At 65.8% G+C, this 19,895-nt stretch carries 17 protein-coding genes; 10 read left to right on the top strand and 7 right to left on the bottom strand.

Going from position 1 to position 19,895, the window contains the following annotated elements; genetic code table 11:
• Positions 1 to 128 precede the first annotated feature (128 nt).
• Positions 129 to 1,013, top strand: coding sequence for an RpnC/YadD family protein (locus tag THSYN_RS05465; RefSeq protein WP_216644684.1), 885 nt, complete (start codon positions 129 to 131; stop codon positions 1,011 to 1,013).
• Positions 995 to 1,354, top strand: a complete 360-nt coding sequence (locus THSYN_RS05460; RefSeq protein WP_216644683.1) for an HVO_A0114 family putative DNA-binding protein — start codon at positions 995 to 997, stop codon at positions 1,352 to 1,354. The genes THSYN_RS05465 and THSYN_RS05460 overlap by 19 nt, the downstream gene beginning before the upstream one ends.
• A 265-nt stretch (positions 1,355 to 1,619) precedes the next feature.
• Here the strand turns inward: THSYN_RS05460 and THSYN_RS05455 are convergent, their stop codons facing one another.
• Together THSYN_RS05455 and THSYN_RS05450 are read right to left on the bottom strand one after the other, a co-directional pair.
• Positions 1,620 to 4,832 carry an efflux RND transporter permease subunit gene (locus THSYN_RS05455; protein WP_100918241.1) on the bottom strand — a complete coding sequence of 1,071 codons (3,213 nt, stop codon included), beginning with the start codon at positions 4,830 to 4,832 and terminating at the stop codon, positions 1,620 to 1,622.
• Between the two features lie 273 nt (positions 4,833 to 5,105).
• Positions 5,106 to 6,797 (bottom strand): efflux RND transporter periplasmic adaptor subunit, encoded by a 1,692-nt coding sequence (locus tag THSYN_RS05450; protein ID WP_100918240.1) that lies wholly within the window; start codon positions 6,795 to 6,797, stop codon positions 5,106 to 5,108.
• Positions 6,798 to 7,469: 672 nt separating this feature from the next.
• Between THSYN_RS05450 and THSYN_RS33455 the strand changes: the two genes are divergently transcribed.
• Together THSYN_RS33455 and THSYN_RS37575 are read left to right on the top strand one after the other, a co-directional pair.
• Entirely contained in the window at positions 7,470 to 7,736 is a 267-nt protein-coding gene (locus THSYN_RS33455) for a UPF0175 family protein (RefSeq protein ID WP_157817471.1), read from the top strand.
• The gene (locus tag THSYN_RS37575) at positions 7,733 to 7,867 is read left to right on the top strand and encodes a PIN domain-containing protein (RefSeq protein WP_472297473.1); all 135 of its coding nucleotides are present in this window, start codon (positions 7,733 to 7,735) and stop codon (positions 7,865 to 7,867) included. The genes THSYN_RS33455 and THSYN_RS37575 overlap by 4 nt, the downstream gene beginning before the upstream one ends.
• Before the next feature lie 27 nt (positions 7,868 to 7,894).
• On the opposite strand, the gene gapS1 is transcribed toward THSYN_RS37575, so the two are convergent.
• The 3 genes from gapS1 to THSYN_RS05435 form a co-directional block, all read right to left on the bottom strand.
• Positions 7,895 to 9,358, bottom strand: a complete 1,464-nt coding sequence (gene gapS1, locus THSYN_RS05445) for a GapS1 family protein (RefSeq protein ID WP_100918239.1) — start codon at positions 9,356 to 9,358, stop codon at positions 7,895 to 7,897.
• Between the two features lie 233 nt (positions 9,359 to 9,591).
• Entirely contained in the window at positions 9,592 to 9,903 is a 312-nt protein-coding gene (locus THSYN_RS05440; RefSeq protein WP_157817470.1) for a hypothetical protein, read from the bottom strand.
• Between the two features lie 55 nt (positions 9,904 to 9,958).
• Positions 9,959 to 11,347, bottom strand: a complete 1,389-nt coding sequence (locus THSYN_RS05435) for an AAA family ATPase (RefSeq protein WP_100918237.1) — start codon at positions 11,345 to 11,347, stop codon at positions 9,959 to 9,961.
• Between the two features lie 480 nt (positions 11,348 to 11,827).
• Here THSYN_RS05435 and THSYN_RS05430 point away from each other — a divergent pair, with 480 nt between their 5' ends.
• The 6 genes from THSYN_RS05430 to THSYN_RS05405 all read left to right on the top strand — a co-directional run bounded on the left by THSYN_RS05430 (position 11,828) and on the right by THSYN_RS05405 (position 18,479).
• Positions 11,828 to 14,425 (top strand): DNA phosphorothioation-associated putative methyltransferase, encoded by a 2,598-nt coding sequence (locus THSYN_RS05430; RefSeq protein ID WP_100918236.1) that lies wholly within the window; start codon positions 11,828 to 11,830, stop codon positions 14,423 to 14,425.
• Positions 14,426 to 14,657: 232 nt separating this feature from the next.
• Entirely contained in the window at positions 14,658 to 16,289 is a 1,632-nt protein-coding gene (locus THSYN_RS05425) for a PEP-CTERM sorting domain-containing protein (protein WP_100918235.1), read from the top strand.
• A gap of 82 nt (positions 16,290 to 16,371) precedes the next feature.
• Positions 16,372 to 16,902 (top strand): phage tail protein, encoded by a 531-nt coding sequence (locus THSYN_RS05420; RefSeq protein WP_100918234.1) that lies wholly within the window; start codon positions 16,372 to 16,374, stop codon positions 16,900 to 16,902.
• Between the two features lie 32 nt (positions 16,903 to 16,934).
• Complete coding sequence (locus THSYN_RS05415; protein ID WP_100918233.1) at positions 16,935 to 17,453, top strand: phage tail protein; 519 nt, start codon at positions 16,935 to 16,937, stop codon at positions 17,451 to 17,453.
• Between the two features lie 10 nt (positions 17,454 to 17,463).
• A complete protein-coding gene (locus THSYN_RS05410) occupies positions 17,464 to 17,979 on the top strand; it encodes a phage tail protein (RefSeq protein ID WP_100918232.1) in 516 nt (171 codons plus the stop codon).
• Between the two features lie 2 nt (positions 17,980 to 17,981).
• Complete coding sequence (locus tag THSYN_RS05405) at positions 17,982 to 18,479, top strand: GNAT family N-acetyltransferase (RefSeq protein ID WP_100918231.1); 498 nt, start codon at positions 17,982 to 17,984, stop codon at positions 18,477 to 18,479.
• Here THSYN_RS05405 and THSYN_RS05400 read toward each other — a convergent pair.
• Together THSYN_RS05400 and THSYN_RS05395 are read right to left on the bottom strand one after the other, a co-directional pair.
• Positions 18,458 to 18,772, bottom strand: coding sequence for a DUF6916 family protein (locus THSYN_RS05400; protein WP_100918230.1), 315 nt, complete (start codon positions 18,770 to 18,772; stop codon positions 18,458 to 18,460). The genes THSYN_RS05405 and THSYN_RS05400 overlap by 22 nt on opposite strands.
• A 795-nt stretch (positions 18,773 to 19,567) precedes the next feature.
• Complete coding sequence (locus tag THSYN_RS05395; RefSeq protein ID WP_100918229.1) at positions 19,568 to 19,828, bottom strand: hypothetical protein; 261 nt, start codon at positions 19,826 to 19,828, stop codon at positions 19,568 to 19,570.
• Positions 19,829 to 19,895 lie beyond the last annotated feature (67 nt).

Here is a 19,895-nt window from a genome sequence, read left to right as displayed (position 1 = left end):
TAAAGATCCGGCGTGGAGCCGGTCCCGGGCGACTACTTGCCCGGTGTCCAGCCGATGTCACGCAGGTGTCAGGCGCTCTGCGCCGCGAGCGCGACCTGACCGCTGCACGACCCACCCCCGGAGGCGCCATGACCGACTACGACTCCCCCTGGAAAAACGCACTCAAGCGCTACTTCCCCGACTTCCTCGCCTTCTTCTTTCCCGCCGCCCACGCCGGGATCGACTGGACGAAGGGCTACACGATGCTGGACAAGGAGTTGCAGAAGGCGGTCCGGGACGCGACCCTGGGCCGCCGCTGGGCCGACTCACTGGTGCGGGTCACCGCCCGGGATGGCAAGGAAGACTGGATTCTGGCCCATGTCGAGATCCAGGGCCAGAACCAACCGGATTTCCCGAAACGAATGTTTGTCTACAACTACCGGATCTACGATGTCCACGACCGCCCGGTGGTCAGCCTCACCGTGCTCGCCGACCCGTTTTCCGCTGGCTTCGGTGAGTTCGCCTATGAACGCTGGGGCTGCCGCATGGGCCTGCGCTATCCGGTCGTCAGCCTCGGCGCCTATCGGAAGGACTTGGCGGCCCTCGAGGCCTCGCCCAACCCCTTCGCGGTCATCACCCAGGCCCACCTCCAGGCCCAGGACACCGCCGACTCCGACACCGCGCGTTACCGGGCTAAACTGGCCCTGATCCGCAGCCTCTATCGGCGCGGATACCAACGCGCAGATATACTGGAACTGCTCCGGTTCATCGACTGGGTCCTGACCTTACCGGCCGGTCTGGAAGACCAGTTGTGGACCGAAATCCAGAATTTTGAGGAGGAAAGACGTATGCATTATCTTGCCAGCTTCGAGCGGGTCGCTCAAAAGGAGGGGATCGCGCAAGGTCGGCCCATGAGGTCCTGTTGCAGGGCGGCATGCTGCATCGCAAGTTCCAGGGGCAGTTTGCCTAATTTACCCTCATTACCAAGATGGAGTGTCATTGCGGAGGCAAAGCGATGGAAAAACGCACGCTGACCATCACGGTTTCGCCGGATTGGCGCGGTGCCCTGAGGGAGGCGGGGCGCCTGGCCAGCGCGGAGCACTACCAGGGCGAGACCCTGAATTTCGAGTCGCCGGGCACCTTTCTGGGTCGGCTTTCCGCGCGCCGATGGGCGCTGGTGCAGACACTGTTAGGGGCCGGAGAGATGCCGTTGCGGGAACTGGCACGACACCTGGGGCGCGACGTGAAGCGCGTCCATGAGGACATTGCGGTTCTGGCTGAATTGGGCTTGGTCGAGCGTTCGGATCGCGGCGGAGTACTGTGCCCTTTGGGGACATCCATGTGGATATGCATATCCGCGCAACCGCACGGGTAGCGTGACCAGGGAGCGCGAGCGTCCCGCCCGCGCGGAGTCCCGTAGGTTCCGCTGCGCGGACCCGGATCGGTAAGAGTCCCCAGACGTCGCAACCACCCGCGCGCGCCGAGCGGTCCGCGCAGCGGACCCTACGGGACTTCCCCTCGTTACCAAGCCCCGCTCGGTAACCAGGGCAACCCGCGACGCTGCGACAGCTTGCGAGGTCGGGTCGCGGCTGAAGCCGCTCCCACCGGGTCCTCGCCTGACGGCCCGGCGGCCCTCCCGTTCATGCCCCGGTTGCAGCCAACCCCGCGCGGGCGGGACGCCCGCGCTCCCGTAGCCACAAAAAAATCACCGGCGTGACGATCAGTATATGCACCAGGCTGGAGATCATGCCGCCGACGACCGGGGTCGCGAGCGGCTGCATGATCTCCACCCCGGTGCGCTGGAGCCAGAAGATCGGGGACAGGGCGGCGATGGTGGTGGCGACCGTCATGACCTTGGGGCGCAGCCGCAGCCGGGCGCCGGCCTTGACGGCAGCGATCAACTCAGGGCGGGTCAGTTCCCGCCCCAGGCGTGCGCCGGCCTCCTGCACCGATTCCTCCAGGTAGGTCACCATGATGATGCCGGTCTGGATGGCGGTGCCGAAGAGGGCGATATAACCGACCCAGACGGCGACGCTGAAGTTGAAGCCCAGGAAGGCCTGGAGCAGCACGCCGCCGGTGAGTGCGAAGGGCACCGCCAGGATCACATGCGCCGCCTCCCCGATGGAGCGGAAGGTCATCACCAGGGTCGCAAAGATGATGAGGATCACGGTGGGGAAGACATAGAGCAGCGTCTGGCGGGCGCGCAATTGCTGTTCGTATTGGCCCGAGTATTCGATGGTCATGCCGGGGGCCAGGGTGATCTCTTTGGCGATGCGCCCTTTGATGTCTTCGACGAAACTGCCCAGGTCCCGGTCGCGGACATTGGCCTGGACGAAGACCCTCAGCCGGCCATTCTCGCTCTGGATCTCGTTGGGGCCGACCACCCGCTTCACGTCGGCCACCTGACGCAACTGGACCCGGGCCCCGGCGGGGGTGGAGAGCGGAATCTCGCCGAGCCGGTCGATGTCACCGCGCTCCTCCTGCGCGAGCCGCACCTGGAGCGGCCAGCGCTCGCGGCCCTTGATGGTGGTGCCGACCGTCACCCCGCCGATCCCCGCCTCCACCTGACGGAAGACCTCGGCGACGCTGAGCCCATAGCGCCCGAGCAGGTCACGCCGCACCTCGATCTCCACATAGGGCTTGCCCTGCACCCGTGACGGGGCCACGCCCACCGCCCCCGGCACCCGCTGGATGACGCGCTCGATCGCGAAGGCCTGTTGCTGGAGCGCGTCGAGATCATCGCCGAAGACCTTGACCCCGACCTGGGCACGGATGCCGGTGCTGGTCATCAGGATGCGGTTCTCGATCGGCTGGAGGAAGCCGGGGACCGAGCCCGGCAGATCCATCAGGCGCGCCGAGAGGTCACTGACGATCGAGGCCTTGGTGGTCCCGGGCGGCCACTGGTCGCGCGGCTTGAGCGTGATGGTGGTCTCGATCATCTCGACCGGGGCCGGGTCGGTCGCGGTGGTGGCGCGCCCGAGCTTGCCGGCCGCCGCGGCGACCGCGGGATGGGCGCGGATCACCTGGTCCTGCCAGGCCATGATGCGCTTGCCCTCGGTGAGTGAGGTAGCGGGCAGCAGCACCGGCATGAAGAGCAGGGAGCCCTCCTCCAGGGTGGGCATGAACTCGCTGCCGAACCCCTGTGTATGACGCGCGACGGACTCCGGGAGCCGGTCGTTGACCGCCCGCGGCAGCCCGAGCGCAATGACGATGCAGACCGCCAGCAGGCCGGCGGCGAGCCCCAGCACCGACTTGCGGTGCCCCAGCGCCCAGTCGAGTACCGGCTCATAGAGGCGCAGCAGGCCCTTCATCAGCCAGTTCTCCGCCTCCGGTTTCAACGGACCGCGGACGAGCATGGTGCAGAAGACCGGCACCGCGGTCACCGCCAACAGCGTCGCCCCGAGCAGGGCGAAGGTCTTGGTATAGGCGAGCGGATGAAAGAGCTTGCCCTCCTGCCCGGTCAGCAGGAACACCGGCACGAAGGCGAGGATGATGATCATCATCGAATAGACCAGGGGTCGACCCACCTGGGTGGCGGCGGTGAGGGTCTGCGCGAAGACCTCGGCCGCATTGAGCCGGCGTTTGAGCGCCGCCTCGGCCCGCTCGCAGTGGCGAATGACGTTCTCGGTCATGACGATACCGGCATCCACCAGGACCCCGATGGAGATGGCGATGCCGGTCAGCGACATGATGTTGGCGGCGATGCCGAACTGGTCCATCAGGATGAAGGCGATCAGGATGGAGGCCGGCAGCGGCAGGGTGACGATCAGGATGCTGCGGAAATGCCACAGGAACAGGACATGCATCAGGATGACAAGCGCGATCTCCTCGGCCAAGGTCTCCTTCAGGGTCCCGATGGCGCGCCCGATCAGGTCGCTGCGATCATAGAAGGAGACCAGGGTGACGCCCGGGGGCAGGCCGGGGGCCAGGGCGGCGAGCCGGGCCTTGACGTCCTTAATGACCCGGTAGGCGTTCTCACCATAGCGCATCACCACGATGCCGCCGACCACCTCGCGCCCATCGACATCCAGTGCCCCGCGGCGGAAGTCACCGCCGATCCGGATGGTCGCCACATCGCGCAGATACAGCGGCGCGCCGTCGCGCGGCAGCACCGGGACCTGCTCCAGGTCCGCCACCCCCTGCACCAGGCCGACCCCGCGCACGATGAACTCGGCGCCGTTCTCCTCGATGGTCTTGCCGCCGACATTGAGGTTGCTCGCGGTCACCGCGTCCATCACCTCGCCCAGGGTGGCGCCGTATTGTTTGAGCTTGAGCGATGAGACCTCGATCTGATACTGGCGCACGAAGCCGCCGATGCTCGCGACCTCGGCCACCCCCGGCACGGCGGCCAGTTGATAGCGGATATAGGTGTCTTGCAGCGTGCGCAGCATTCCCAGGTCCTGGGTACCGGAGGCGTCCTTGAGGTAATACTGATAGACCCAGCCGAGCCCGGTGGCGTCCGGTCCGAGCCGCGCCGTCACGCCCTGGGGCAGCAGCTCGCCCAGTGAATTCAACCGCTCCAGCACCCGGGTGCGGGCAAAATAGGGGTCGATCTCGTCGGCGAAGATGACCGTGAGAAAGGAGAAGCCGAACATGGAACTGGCCCGCACCGTGCGGACCCCGGCGAGCCCCTGCAGGGAGACCGACAGTGGATAGGTGATCTGGTCCTCGACCTCCTGGGGCGAGCGGCCCGGCCAGTCGGCGTAGACGATGACCTGATTCTCCGACAGGTCGGGGAGGGCATCGATCGGCACCCGCCCGAGCGCCAGAACGCCCCAGGCGCACAGGGCGACCAGTGCGCCGATGACCAGGAAGCGGTGGTGCAGGGACCAGTGGATGATGCGGTTAATCATGAATGGCGCTGCTTCAAAGAAGAGGGTTTAGCCGCAAATGAACGCAAATGAACGCGAATAAGCCTCTCGGTAACGAGTCACGAACAAGTTAAACACAACACGATCGTTGTCGTTGTCGGAGAAGCGATGCTATTTGGCGTGCGAGAGCATCTGGGGCGTTACGATAACCTCGATTACGACCACGACCACGACAACGACAACGACAACGACGCGATAAGCATTCCCTATTTGCGTTCCTTTGCGTTCATTTGCGGCTAAATAGTCTTCGTCCTCTCACTTGACCTCGTCCCCACACCCGGGCATGGCCGACCCGAAGAAGGGATTGCGCAGTTGATGGGCGCGCGAGAGCCAGCGCGCGGTGCCCAGTACCGGGCTCATCGGGCACTGGTAGATCCAGATCGACTCGCGCTGCTGGACCTGCTCGGCGCGGGCCAGGTCCGCCACGGCCGTGCTGAAGGGCTCGAAGGCGCGGCGGGCGGCGTCGAGGTCGGGCGGGTCGGGCAGCTTGCCGGTGAAGGCGGCCAGGTCACCATGGGCGGCCGGGGCATAGCCCGCGAGATAAGCGGCGAGCGCCGCGCGCAGGGCGGGCAGGCCCTTGCGGTAGCCGGGCAGGTCGTCGGCCCCCAGCGCGGCGGCAGCGTCGGCGGCGGCGAAGACCAGGGTGCGCAACTGGGCGTAGGCGCCCTCGCTATGGGGTGGGGTGCCGGCGGGGACCTTGGCGGGCAGCACCGGCACCGGTCCGGCCGCCGCGACCTCGACCGCGGCATGGGCCAGTTGCGCCTGGGAGTCGAGGATCAGGGCGGCCTGGGTGACCACCCGCTCGCCGGCGCTGAGACCGCCCAGGACCTCGGCGTCGCTGTCGCCCACGCGGCCGAGCCGGACCTCGCGCGCCCGATAACCTTGACCGCCCTGATCGACATAGACGACCGCCCGCCCGCCGTGCTGGAGGACGGCGGCGCGCGGCACCAGCAGGGCCTCCGGCCCCGTGAGGGCGACCAGGGCCTGGGCGGTTTCGCGATGGTGCAAGCGCCGCTCGGCGTTTTCCAGGGTCACCCGCACCCGCGCCGTGCGCGTCTTCTCGTTGAGGCTGGGCTCGATGAAACTGATGGGGGCGCTCAGGACCCGGCCGGGCTGGGACGGGACCGACAGGTCCACCGTCTGCCCCAGGCGCAGCCAGGCCAGGTCCGGTTCATAGGCGTCGAAGACGAACCACATGCGGGAAAAGTCGCCGATCTCGAACAGCGGATCATTGGTCTTGACATACTGACCCTCGTAGACCGCGCGCGAGACGACGGTACCGGACATCGGGGCGCGGATATTGACCATCGCGGTGGGTTTCAGCGTGCCCTCCAGGATGCGGATCTCCTCCTCGGTCAGGCCCAGTTCCAGCAGGCGCTCGCGGGCCGCGGCGCGCTCGGACAGGGAGGTGGCGACGGCACCGGCCTTGACCCGCTCGACATACTGGCGCTGGGCCGTGAGCATCTCGGGGCTGAACACGGTCGCGAGCGGCGCCCCCGCCGCCACCTCGGCCCCCACATAATTGACCTGGAGCTTCTCGACCCGGCCCGGCACCCGGGCGGCCAGGATGCGATGACGGGTATCGTCGTCCTCGATAACACCGCTGACCCGCAGCGTGCGGGTCAGGGCCCCCCGCCTGACCTCGCTCACCGCCACCCCGGTCACCGCGGCCTGCGCGGCATTGAGCGTGACGAGGCCCGGGTCGAGCGCCGCCGCCGCGGCGCCGACGACCGCGACCAAATCCATGCCGCAGATGGTGCAGCGCTGCCCCGGCTTGTCCGACGTAATCCATGGGTGCATGGGGCACTGATAGACGAGCGCCGCGTGGTCGTGTGCCGCGGAGACCGGCACGGCGGCGGCGGCCGTGCCCACGGGGGGGCGACCGGGCAGGGCGGCAGCGGCGAGGAGGATACCGAGACTGAGAAGGGACGCGGACAGGGTTTTCATAGCGCAACCGGCGTACGGAAAAAGAAGGGGGGATGCGGTTCCAGGGCCGACAGTTGCCGTCGCGCCCACCAAGCCCCGCGCTGGTTCGCGGCAGTGTCGTAGTCGCGCGGGTGGGCGCGGCCGTGCTCACGAGTTTCCTTCATCAAGGATATGCCGTGACAGATTGTCACTCTACTTCGCCACCAAAGATCCCATTCCCCCAGGGCCATCCAGTGACCGACGATGCCCGTCGGAGATAAGCCCGGTTTCTCCGTTTACCAGATCTAGCCTAAACGGATCAGGGGTAATATCCGTCGCGGCCGGGAGGCCGCTCCGACGCCGTAGGAGCGGCCCCCGGCCGCGACGGGTTACCGTAAAGGCGCGTCGCCTGAGTTATGATCAAGGGCCCGAAGCGCGACCACCCGCGCGTCTTCTCGTTGAGGCTGGGCTCGATGAATCTTGCGTCTTCGACCCGCTTGCCTTTCGCGCAATGGCGGTTATCCTGTACTGTATCCCGGTGCGTCGGAGCACTGCCACGAATGAAAACCATTACCGTCACATGGTTCCGGCCGCGACCCTGACCGGTTCCGAAATTTTTTGACAGGATTAACAAGATTTACAAGATTGACAACGAATAACATCTTGTAATTCTTGTCAATCCCGTCTAAATGTCTTGGTTTCGCGCTCGCGGTTATGACCCTGACCCTGAATATTCCCGATCCCGTGCTAAGGCGTCTCCAATCGCTGTGTACCGACGTGCCGCGCGCGGTACTGGAAGGCTTCGCGGTCGAATCGTATCGGACCGGAACGCTCTCTCGAGCCGAAATTGGCGACCTGCTCGGACATACGTCGAGTTGGGATACGCAGGCATTCCTCGCTGAGCATCATGCCTGGCCCGCGCCGACCCTCGAAGAAGTGATCTCCGATATCGCGAGCCTGCACAATACTCGCCTGCCATGACGATCGTCTGCGACACCTCGGTACTTTGCTATCTGGCCTTGATCGACTGCGTTGCGGTCTTGCCCCGACGCTTCGGCACGGTGACGATCCCGCGCGAAGTTGCAGAACAGTGCGTAGCGCGTAGCGCGTAGGGTGGATGCCCGCAGGGCGATCCGCCATTACCCGAGCCGCTGGACGGGGGAACCGCTGCGCGTTCCGCGGGCTGCTTTGCCGCCGAGCGCCGCCGTCAGCCGGTCCATGGCCGCATCAAACGCATTATTTACCATAGGCGACAGTCCGCCCCGCAATTCCATGCGGTCAAGATGCATCGAAAAATAAAAACACGATGTTGTGGGGTCCGCATCGCGCGCCACGCATTCCCGAAGAAGGTCCGGAAGACTGCAGTCTGTCACCGCGACATTGGCGACAACACGCTCAAAATCACTAATGGAAATAATGTAAATATGTTCCAGCGGTAGGAGGGTCTGAGCCTCTTCGCTGGGATAGTCGAGCGCTCCTTGCGGCAACATCGCGGCAAAGTTCGGGCCGCGACTTGCGCTTATTTCTTTGTTGGTGACTACGATGAGATAGTCACGCGGCGCGTGCCTCGCCGAAGTCGGGGCGCGGTCACTGCTGCGCATCCCGAGCGATGCCTCCCGGGCTTGGTTGATCGCCTTGCGTATGCCCCCCGTTCCATGAGCAAATATTCTGCTGTGGCCTACGGACATTACCGATTCCGCGAACAGACCCGCTTTAGACTCCAGAAACACGTTACAGTCTTTGAAAGAGAGCATGCCGTCGGGAACTCTTGAATCGCTTCCTAATATGTGCCTGAGGTCGGTTTCCCCGTAGAAGTCAGATGGAATCCGCCGCGCCTCGGTAACCACATGCTTCTCGAAAACCTTGCTGAAGGTATCCATGTAAGCGTTGCCATTTTCACTGAGCACGGAATGTACAATTCCTTCCATACCGCGGGCGAAAACCTGCGGATCCCAGGATCGAAGCGTCCGACCCTCGCGAAAAAACGGATAACGCCGCAACGGGGTGAACTCAAATAGCTCTGAAACGAGCTTCTCCTTCTTGTCTTGACCCGGAAGGAGTCTAACGAATCGGGCAAGTTCCGATTCGTCACGGGAAACCAACGTGATGAATGAATCGATTACCTTATTGGAGTACATTGCTCGAAGAGGAGAAAACCAGGCAGCATCGAAATAGAGCCGGCCCTCGCTAATAGGTCCGTAGGCTGCAATGGCAAGATCCATGAACTCCTGCACATTCAAGCCCGTTCGCTGCTCAAACATTGCCGTCAACGGATGTTTCTTCCCAAGCGTGTCCAGAAGGGCTGCGTCGCGCACGAACCCTGCACCGAGGGGCGCACGAAAATGGACTTGGGGATTAAGAAGCCGACGAGCAAACAAAGTCCCTGGCAGGGTGTCTCTGATTCCTTCAATAGATCCATCTCCCAAGTTCCAGAGCTTGTCCCGCAATTCATCAAATTGAGGGCCGTCGATTCTTGGTCCGCCGACTCTGTCAAAATAGTCGTCCTGAAATACCCACTTGATCATCAAAAGAGTAATCCATGGAGCGCGCATCGTGTGCTGCAAAGCATTGGCAGCGGGCAGTTGCAACGTATCTAGCGCCATGTGAAGTATTGATCTTCTGGTATATCTTCGCGCTCTATTCCGCCATGTCTTGTATAAGTCGTTGAAGCTCATAATACCTCGGGATACCCGGGACAGACCACGGGGATTAAAGCCAGCGATTACCCAGCACGGACTCGCACTCACGAGACTACGCGACATTGCCAAGCCGCACCGACCCTTTATTCCCGTCCCAGGTTTCTGCCTTTCAGCCCCTTGTGGCCCGACTACCCCGGCTAGCCGCTATATCCGGTTGCTTCAAGGTGCTCCTCGGCCGCACGACCAAGACGTTCTCGAATCAACGTGAAGAACGCCAGCCGCCGCCCTTGCGAATCCGGATCGAGGCACTGTGCCGCCAGCCGCCTGATCCCGGCGCGCCCCGCTTCCAAGTTACCGGTCTCCCGAAGCCTCTGCTTCTGTTCCTCCAGCTCGAGGTAAACAGCAAAACGGGCTTCCGCAAGTCGACGGCAATTCAGATTCAGCTCTGCGATCGTGCGCTCGGCGAGTCCGAGATCGATACCCGCCTCGTTGCATCCGGCTTCGTCCACCTCGATACTGGCGCGCCTCTCTTGTTCCCTGAAACGATATCGGAACTGCAATGTTTCACAACCCAAGCTCCCCTTCCCAACGACGATTCGCGACCAGCATTCGTGCCCTGATCAGGGTCGGTTCGGCCGTGCCCCTTTCATCCTCCAGGCGCGCCAGTAGGACCTCGGCAGCACCGAGATCGTCGCCGTCGATCTGAGCGTATAGCTGGGCCACATCCTGCGCGAACGCGTTCTCCGGCGGCGTGGTGTCCGTATCCATGACCTGGCGCTGAACACGGTCGCTTGCGGTCCCGTAGGTCTCAACGGAGGGGACGAAGATTTGCTGGCCCCGCAGGATACGAATCTGGCGGGCGTGCAGGGTCGAGAGCACCAGTGGGCTATGGGTCGCGACGACGATCTGCGTATCCGGGAATACCTTTCGCAGATGGGGAATCACCGTCTGTTGCCATCTTGGGTGCATGTTCAGTTCGATCTCGTCGATCAGCAGAATGCCTGGCGCTTCCAGGGGGTTGTCCCAGCCCGAGTAGGTCAATGCCAGCCGGCGCGCGAAATCGATGGTCAGGGCCATCAGGTTTCGTTGCCCGGCGCTGAGCTGCGAGAAGTCCAGTACCATGGACAGGCCATTCGCGTCCTTCTGAACGGCTTTCATCCGTGGGGGGTCATCGTCCGCGTAGACCCGTTCGATGCCGCCGAGCATCTTGCCGACAGCATCACGAACGGCTCGGAGGACCGGGTCTTGCCAAGAGAAATCATCGCTCCTTTTGGGGTCGCGCAGTTCTTTGTTTTCCCGCACATAGAACCAGCGCTGTGCCTCCGAAAAGCTCGCGGCGGCATCTAGCGCCATATGCCGTGCGGAATCCGGGTCGCTGGACCTTCCGTTAACCTCGCCTGAAGACTTGAGGATTTGCGCATCGCGGGTATCGCGATAATAGGCGAGCGCAGGTGTGGCGATATGTCTCGTATCGCTGGCGGATACTCCCGGGCAATAGAGACCTTGGTTCGCTACGTCGAGACCCTCCGGAGCCACCCAGCGTTGGGAAAAGCGGCTAGCGTTAAGGGACCGGATGACTCCGGCTTCCTGCTGCCACTTCAGAACGAGAGGCGGCTCGGCTGAGCCCTGCTGGTAACGGGCCTCGGTGCTTAAGGTCAAGACCTGTTCGCCGTCGCGGTCCGCCCGCCCCGGGGCGTTGAGGCGAATGTCCGCCGGCATAATTGCCGTGCCCGTAAAATGCCGGTAGAAGGTGGGAAAGTCCAAGGTCGCGGCGTTCGGCTGCCGACGCGCTATATCCTGGAACAGAGGCAACGAGGACAGTGCAATGGCGTCCAACAATGCCGTCTTGCCGGCGCCGTTGACCCCGATCACCGCGGTGACGTCGTCTTCCAGTGACACGCGCAGGTGCTCGAAGCAGCGGAAGTTCTCAATCTCGACCTGTGTGAGCTTCATAAGTTCGGGCTCCGCCCGGCGGGGTCGCTCGGGCCTCGCGTTTGCGACCGCGCTTGCGCGTCCGGCCAAACGCTCGATTTCAGTTCGGAAGTTCCGGGAAAGTCCGGGGACAGTGCCGCGTCGGGTCAGGGCACGCGCCAACCCATGAAGTCTAGACGATCGGCCTGGCGGCGTGCGCCTGGCGCGACCTGCCCGATGCCCTCCGACGGGGCCGCGTCGGGTTACGGAGCGCGCCAACCCATTAGAGCCCAAGAACTCGCCCTTGCCGCGCGCTCCTAACCCGCCCTCCCCGGTGTTCTCGAGCGGCGCAGGAGCGGCCCCCCCGCCGCGACGGGTTACCGCAAGGGCGCCCGGCCTGAGTTATGATAAAAATCCCCAGGCGCTACGCAACCGATCGATTACCGGGAGCAGGCGGCAGGCTCGCCCTAAGGAAATTGGAACCGCCGGCCCTGTTCCCCAACTGATGAAAAAGCAAAGACGATGACCGGCAAGACGGTGGCCCAGCGGACCTACCTGCATGTGAGCGGCCTGGACGCGGCGCCGCCCGCGCTGACGGCGGCGGTGGCGGCGGCCGAGGAACTGGCCGGCGTGCGCCGGGGGGAGGCATTCAACGTCGTGCGCTTCGACCCGGCGGGGGCCCAGGTGGCACTGCTCCAGTACCCGGGTTTCTTCGAGGACCCCTTTCCGGCCCTGGACGCGAGTTGGCGGGTGGAACTGGCGTCCGGGGAGGTCGGCTACCGGACCTACGCACAGTCGCACAACCCGCCCATCCTGCACCGCAAGGAGCTGCTGCTGGCCGCGGATGACCCGCGCCGGGCGCCCTTCGCGGCCCTGACCCAGGCGTGCGAGTCCGTCGGGCTCTTCGATGAGCCGACCCGCATCGGCTATCGGCGCCAATGGCTGGACCTGGTGCACGCGCGCGGCTACCGCATCGCGGGTCAGGCCCTGGTCCCCCTGGGCAACGAGGAGGCCGACGAGGAGGACGCGGCACCGACCCCCGACGCGGCCCAAGCCCCCGCCGGCCCCGCGGCCCAGTGGCAGGCCGCCCGCCAACTCACCGCCCTGGTGCGCTACGGTCTCTCCGCGCCGGTGCAGACACTGGCCCGGCATGGGCTGCTTCAGGGACGCGAGGGCGGCGACCTGACCCTTTTCGACTACGGCTGCGGACGCGGCGACGATGTGCGCGGACTCCTCGAACTGGGCCTCCCGGCCGCCGGCTGGGACCCCTTCTACGCCCCGCAGAACCCGCTTCACCCGGCGCCCATCGTCAATCTGGGCTTCGTGATCAACGTGATCGAGGACCGGGATGAGCGCCTGGCGGCACTCACCCGCGCCTGGTCCCTGGCGCAGACCCTGCTGGTGGTCTCGGTGATGCTCGCCAATCAGGGCGCCCCGCGGGGGACTGACTTCAACGACGGGGTCCTGACCCGGCGCGGGACCTTCCAGCGCTATTTCACCCAGGGCGAGATCCGCGCCTATGTGTCCGAGGCCCTGGACGAGGAGCCGATCGCGGTAGCCCCGGGGGTGCTCTACGTGTTCCGGGACAAGGAGGCCGAGCAGCGCTTTCTGGCGGAGCGCTACCGCAGTCGCCGTCCGGCCCTGGTCCCGCGCCCAGCCAGCCCCCGGGCGCGGGCGACCCGCGAGCGCGCACCGCGTCAACATCAGGGGCACGCCGCGCCGTGCGACGACGCCTACCGCGAGCCGCTGGCGCGTCTCTGGGGGCACTGGCTCGCCCTGGCCCGCCCGCCGGAGCCCGACGAGGTCGCCGCGGACCTGCCCGCACTCACCGCGGGCTTCGGCACCCTCGCCCGGGCCCTGCGCTTTCTGCGCGAACAACAGGACCCGCGGGTCCTGGCCGAGGCCGAAGCGGCGCGGCGCGCCGACCTGCTGGTCTACCTGGCGCTCGACCTGTTCGAGCGGCGCCGACCCTACAGGCAACTGGAGCCCGGGCTGCAACGCACCCTCAAGGCCCTGTTCGGTGACTACACCAGGGCCCAGGCCCAAGCGCGGGAGCTACTCTTCAGCATCCGCGACACCCAGGCGATCGCCGACGCCTGCCGGGAGGCGGCGCAACGCGGCCTGGGCTGGCTCATACCCGGCAAGTCGCTGCAACTGCATTCGAGCCTGGTCGAGCAGTTGCCGCCGCTGTTGCGGGTCTATGTGGGCGCGGCCGCCAGCCTCTATGGCGACTATCGGGAGCTGGACCTGATCAAGGTCCACATCGGCTCCGGCAAGCTGAGCCTCATGCGCTATGACGATTTCCTGGGGCAGCCCCTGCCCCGGCTGCAGGAGCGCGTGAAGGTCCGGCTGCGCGATCAGGACTACGACTGCTTCCTGTACGGCGAGCCCTTCACCCCGCCCTGGCTGTTCCGCAAGTCCCGCTACATCAACGAGGAGTTCCCGAACTACCCGGAGCAGCTCGCCTTCGAGCAGGCCCTGGAGAACCTGGGGCTCTTCGACCTGTCCGGCTACGGCCCGGCCGCGGAGGTCTTCAGCCAGACCATGGCGCGGCACCGCTGGGTGATCGACGGCTTTCGCCTGTGCCGGCCGGACACCTGCCCGGACCTGGACGACCCCTGCGGGCGTTTCCTCACCTTCCGGCAACTGATCGAATGCGGCGAGACCCAGGGACGCACCGGGCTGCCCAACCACCCCCGCCAACTTGCAAGCTGGAACGCCCTGCAAGACCTGGCCGAGCGGGTCCTGGACCCTGTCATCGACTGGTTCGGGATGATCCGTCTGACCTACGGCTTCTGTTCTCCGGAGTTGGCGCGCGCGATCCCCGGGCGTATCGACCCCCGGCTGGACCAGCACGCCGCGCACGAGGTCAACCGCCTGGGCAACCCCGTGTGTTCGCGCCAAGGGGCGGCGGCGGACTTCATCGTGGAGCATGAGGACATGGCCGAGGTCGCCCGCTGGGTGGCGGAGAACACCCCCTTCGACCGGCTCTATTTCTACGGCCCGCAACTGCCGGTCCATGTCAGTTACGGCCCGGACCACAGCCGCCAGGTGGTGCGGATGGTCCCGACGGCGGGCGGGCGGCTGGTGCCGCGGGTGATCGCCGCCGCCGCGCTTTGAGCCCTGGAGGCGACCGGCACGCCCGACTGTAACTGACTGTCAGAATACTTTACACTTTTACTTTGTTATTTCAGGTACCCTACGCTATCGTCCTGATTAGTAGAATTATTTTTTTTTGGCGAATTTATTGCTTCATTGCATAGTGAGCGACGTTCATCCGACGTCGAGCCACCAATTCGGCGCGCGACAGGTACGCCGATGCCCTGACAACCTTCGCGCCAGAGGTCTCACTATGCGCAACTTCAAGTCTTCCGCGTTCTTGACGAGCGGCCTGGTCCTGGGCCTGCTGACGGGGCCGGCCGCGGCCACGGTGATCACCAGCACCTACGTCGGGACCTTCTCCAGCAACTTCGCAATCGCGAACGACCCCTCGGGCGTGACACGCGGGGGCAAGTACGTCGTCAAGAGTTCCTTCGACACCAGCACGCTGCAACTCGTCACCGCGGCGACCGGCCAGATCGGCATCAACCAAAACACCTTTGTGGCGCCGCTCAACCAGGTGCCGGGTGGGTCCGGCGCGACCAATACCTATCAACTCTTCCTGCCGACCCAGGGCTACGGCACCCTGACCCAGACCGGACTCGACCACTTCGTCATCAATGGGAGCACCGCCCAGACCGCCCAGATCCAGTTCTTCAACACCTGCACCGACGCGGCCACCTGTGCCGCCCAGTTCCGCGGCTTCGAGTTCGAGAGCAACTTCCTGCGCACCAACAGTGGGACGACCCCGGCCGCCACTGATTTGGTGTTCGAGCAGTACACCGCGGACTCCAGCCTCAGCGGCACCGCGGTGACCAGCCATCAGGTCAACTTGTTGAATCAGTCGCTGGCCACGGTGGTAACGAACGCCGGCACCCTGGACGTGCGCAGTCAGAGCAACCAGCCCGCCGGCGGCCTGGTCAATCCCGGGGTCTTCTTCGCCCCGGCGAACCCCGTCGTCGCCAACGCGGGCGGCACGGCGCTGGTCTACAGCGCCAGCCAGTTGAGCGTCACCACCAACGGCGGCACCGCGCTCGTGACCGACACGGTGCAGCCCATCGTCGCCGGCCAGGTGCGCACCGCGCCCAGCAGCCTCGACGCCCTGACGCGCCAGGCGGACAACGACCTGGGCGCCGGGCGCACGGACCGGGAGGACTTCCTGAGCTATGTCTGGACGGTGAACGGCAGCCAACTGGCCGGCAACCTGAGCGGGACCCGCCTCAACCGTACCGTCGTCGGGGCCGCTGGGGCACCCTCCGCCTTCGCCAATAGCGGCACGCGCACGGTGGACGACGTCAACCGCACGGTGGCGATCGAGGACTCGGGCCTGCTGACGACGGTGGACACCAAGACCTTCGGGCTCACGGTCACCGAGGCCATGACGGGACTCACCGATGCGGACTCGGTGACCGTCAGGTACCTCAACGCCCTGCCCAGCATCGCGACCGCGAAGGCGACGGCCCAGGTCAATGATCTGCTGTTCCAACTCGCCTTCGCCGACCCCGATCTGGCGGTCAACAACCTGATCCCGAACTTCGAGCAGCTGACCGTGAAAATACTGGTGGGCCTGACGGACTTCACCGGCTTCTTCGGCAACCTGATTCAGAATGGCAGTCAGCTCGTCGATGCCGCGACCCTGTTCAACACCTTCGGCGCCGGCACTCATACCTTCGATGTCCGGGTCTCGGATCGGGCGATCCTGGCCAGCGGCGGAACCCTCGCACCAAGGGCCAGCGACTTCCAGTTCAGCGTCGAAGGCTTTGAACTGACCCAGACCCCGGAGCCGGCGAGTCTGGCGCTGTTCGCCATCGGGACCGTCGCGCTGGTGGGGCTCTCACGGCGGCGGCGCAGTACCCAGCGTCCCGCCGGAATCAGTTTCCATTGACCCGCGCGCCGACCGCGCACGACGACCCGCCAGGCCCGTCCAGCGGCGGGTACCCGACACGACACTGAACTGGAGGCCCCCGATGTCAGACCCCTTTATCGCGGAAGTGAAGCTCTTCAGCTTCGACTTCGCCCCGCGCGGCTGGGCGACCTGTGATGGGCAAGTGTTGCCCATCGCCCAGCACCAGGCACTGTTCGCCGTCCTCGGCACCACCTACGGCGGCAACGGGTCCCAGACCTTCGCCCTGCCGGACCTGCGCGGGCGCACCCCCATTCATGTGGGGACCAGTCAGGGCGGATCGAACCATCCGCTCGGGCAAGCGGCCGGTAAAGAGAACGATACGCTGACACTCGCGCAGCTGCCCGCCCACGGGCATGGCGGCCAAGGGACCAGCGCCACCCCGGGCGACACCACCCAGACGAACACCCTGCTGTGCGCGGTCGAGGGCGGGCGGCGCCCCATCACCCCCTATGGACCGGCGAGCGGCCTCACACCGCTGCACCCCGACTCGATCGCGAACGCCGGGGCCAATCAGGGGCACACCACCATGCAGCCCTTCCTGACCGTCAATTTCTGCATTGCGCTTACTGGGGTCTTCCCCGTGCGCGACTGATCCCTTCCCCGCCTTTTGGAGGAGCTTGATCCATGTCCGATTCCTACATTGGCGAGATCCGTCTGTTCGCAGGCAACTTCGCCCCCGAGGGCTGGGCCTTCTGCGATGGGCAGTTGCTGTCCATCGCCGAATCTGAAGCCCTGTTCGCCCTGATCGGCACCACCTACGGCGGCGACGGGCAGAGCACCTTCGCCCTGCCGGACCTGCGCGGGCGCCTGCCCATTCACCAGGGCGCCGGCCCCGGGCTGTCGCCGCGCACGCTCGGGGAGCTCGGCGGCGCCGAGGGCGTGGTCCTGACCGCGGCCCAGTTGCCCGCCCATCGGCATACGCTGTTCGCTTCCACGAGCCCGGCCGCGTCGACCAGCCCGTCCGGCAACGTCACGGCGACCGCGAGCGGCACCAACATCTACGGGGCGGGGGCGCCCAGCATACCCATGAGCGGACAAGCGACGACCCAGGCCGGCGGTTCCCTGCCGCATCAGAATCTCATGCCCTACCTGTGCCTGAACTTCATCATTTCCCTGTTCGGGGTCTTCCCGCCGCGCACCTGAGGAGCCGCCCATGTCCGATCCATTCATCGCTGAAATCCGCATCTTCGCGGGCAACTTCGCCCCCCGCGGCTGGGCCCTGTGCAACGGCCAGATCCTGCCGATCGCCCCGAATACGGCCCTGTTCTCGCTCCTGGGCACCACCTACGGGGGCGACGGACGCACCAACTTCGCGCTGCCGAACCTGCAGGGCCGCGCCCCCATGCACCCGGGCACCGGTCCCGGCCTCACGGCACGGGACCTGGGTGAAACGGGCGGGGTCGAGACCGTGACCCTGACGGCCGCCGAACTGGCCGGGCACGCCCACGCGATGCAGGGGGTACCGAGCGCCAACCAGGCCAACCCGGACAGCGGCCATGGCCTGGGGAATGCCCCCATGTACCAGACCCCGGGCGCCCTGGTGCCGCTGGCGGCGCCGGCCGTCGGCCAGACCGGCAGCGGCACCCCCAGTCCCCACAACAACATGCAGCCAAACCTTGCGATGAATTTCATCATCGCCCTCACCGGGATCTTCCCGCCGCGCTCCTGAGCATGAGCTCGGTACCCCCTGTCACCCGGCGCCCGGCGACGGCCGCGGATCTCGCGTTCCTGTACCAGGTCTATGCCGATTCCCGGGCGCCGGAGATGGCCCTGGTCGCCGCCTGGGACGAGGCGCAGAAGGCGGCCTTCCTGCGTTCCCAGTTCGAGGCCCAGCACACCCATTACCACCAGCACTATCCGGACGCGCACTTCGACCTGATCCTGCGCGACGGGCAGCCGATCGGGCGCCTCTACACTTGCCGCCTCCCCGGGGAACTGCGGCTGATGGACATCGCGCTGCTCGCCGCGGCGCGCGGCCAGGGTATCGGCACCGCCCTGCTCGCGGACCTGGTGCGCGCGGCGGACCAGTCGGCGCTGCCGGTGACCCTCTACGTGGAGGGGCACAATCCCGCCCGGCGGCTCTATGAGCGCCTCGGATTCGTGGCCGCGGGCGAGGCCATCCCCTACGAGTTCATGCGCCGACTGCCTCAGGTGAAGACGGCCTCATAGCGCATCCCTTGCCCGTCCGGCCCAACTGGGACGAGAAACAGTTCCAGGCGGCCAAGGCTCTCGTGGTCAATGACATAGGTCCGCTGCGGCAGAACGGGCAGCGCCGGACCGCGGAAGAGGACGCAGAAGGGCTGCCGTCGGTGCGGCCCCGCGGCACCTGAGCCGTATTCTGTCACCTCGATGAGCACGAGCGGGATCGCCCGGACCTCGTCCGGGACACCCGGATCGAGGGTAAAGGTCTGGTTCAGACAGCGTGCGAACTCGGTATGGTTCAGCGATCTGAGGTCTTGCATCAGGCCACCTCGTCGATGTTCAGATAGGCGATCAGCAGGTCTTTCAACAGGTACAAGGTCCAGGACCGTGCCGAATGCCGGGTGCGCTGCAGCACGACGTTTGCGTATTAGAGCAGAGTTGCAGCACCGTCGGCCGGAATGACCAGCGAGGCCGCACGTCGCGCCGACCTGCTGGTCTACCTGGCGCTCCACCTGTTCGAGCGGAGCCGCCCCTACAAGCACCTGGAGCCCGGACTGCAACCAGGGTGCAGGATACCCAAGGCGGGCAGTCGGGAAAAGGGCGTCGATCCGCGCCGCGGTGCGGCCCGACGCCGGTCGGGGCAGCAAGGCGCGCGGCCTCCGCCAGGCTCAGGAGTATCCCCGCGGCACTGCGGCGGGGTGCAAGCCCCGCGAAACCTAGCAGGCGCCCGCGGACAGCGGCACTGCCATTGAGTTACGCCTCACGTCCGGTCCGGCCTGGGAGCGCCGCACCCCAGTGCGGCGCGATCTCGCAGCCAACCCCGGCGGTGCGGCTTGAGCGGAGACCGCGCCGCACTAGGCGGCGCTCCCAGTAGCCGTTGCGGCTTGACCAAATGGCAGAGCGCAGCGAAACCCGTCATGCGCCCAACGGGCAGGGTGGATAATGCGCGCGGCGCGGCGCACCTATCGCGAACCACGGCCTTGACCACCGTCTCGGCCATGCGCCAAACAGCGAGTTCATTGGTTCGCACAGCGGACCCGACGGGGCAGCTCCCGTAGGGTCCGCTGTGCGGACCGCGCGCCGCTCGCCTTGACGATGAGCAAGACCCGCGCCGCCTACTGCGCCTCGCGCCCCTGTCGCCTGGGTGCGTCGAGCCAATCATAGATGCGCCGGGCGGCCCCGCGGACCTCCGGATTGACATCCTTCAACCGGGCCTCGCCGTGCAGGTAGGCGTCGAAGGCGACTTGCAGGGGCCAGTGGGTGCCGGCGATGCCGAGGTCGGTCAGTGCCCTGAGCAGGCGGTCTCCGTGGCCCCGCCGTGCGGTTTGGCGCAGGAAAAGCAGAACCCGCCCGCGGTAAATCAGAAACTCGCCCATTTGGTCGCTGGAAAGGGCTGCCGCGAATGACTCAACGGCAGCACCGAAATTGTCCTTGACGATAGCT

Source organism: Candidatus Thiodictyon syntrophicum (genome assembly GCF_002813775.1).
GTDB classification, from domain to species: Bacteria; Pseudomonadota; Gammaproteobacteria; order Chromatiales; family Chromatiaceae; genus Thiodictyon; species Thiodictyon syntrophicum.
Note: the sequence above shows the minus strand (reverse complement) of the source record. Positions and strands in the feature narration are given on the sequence as shown.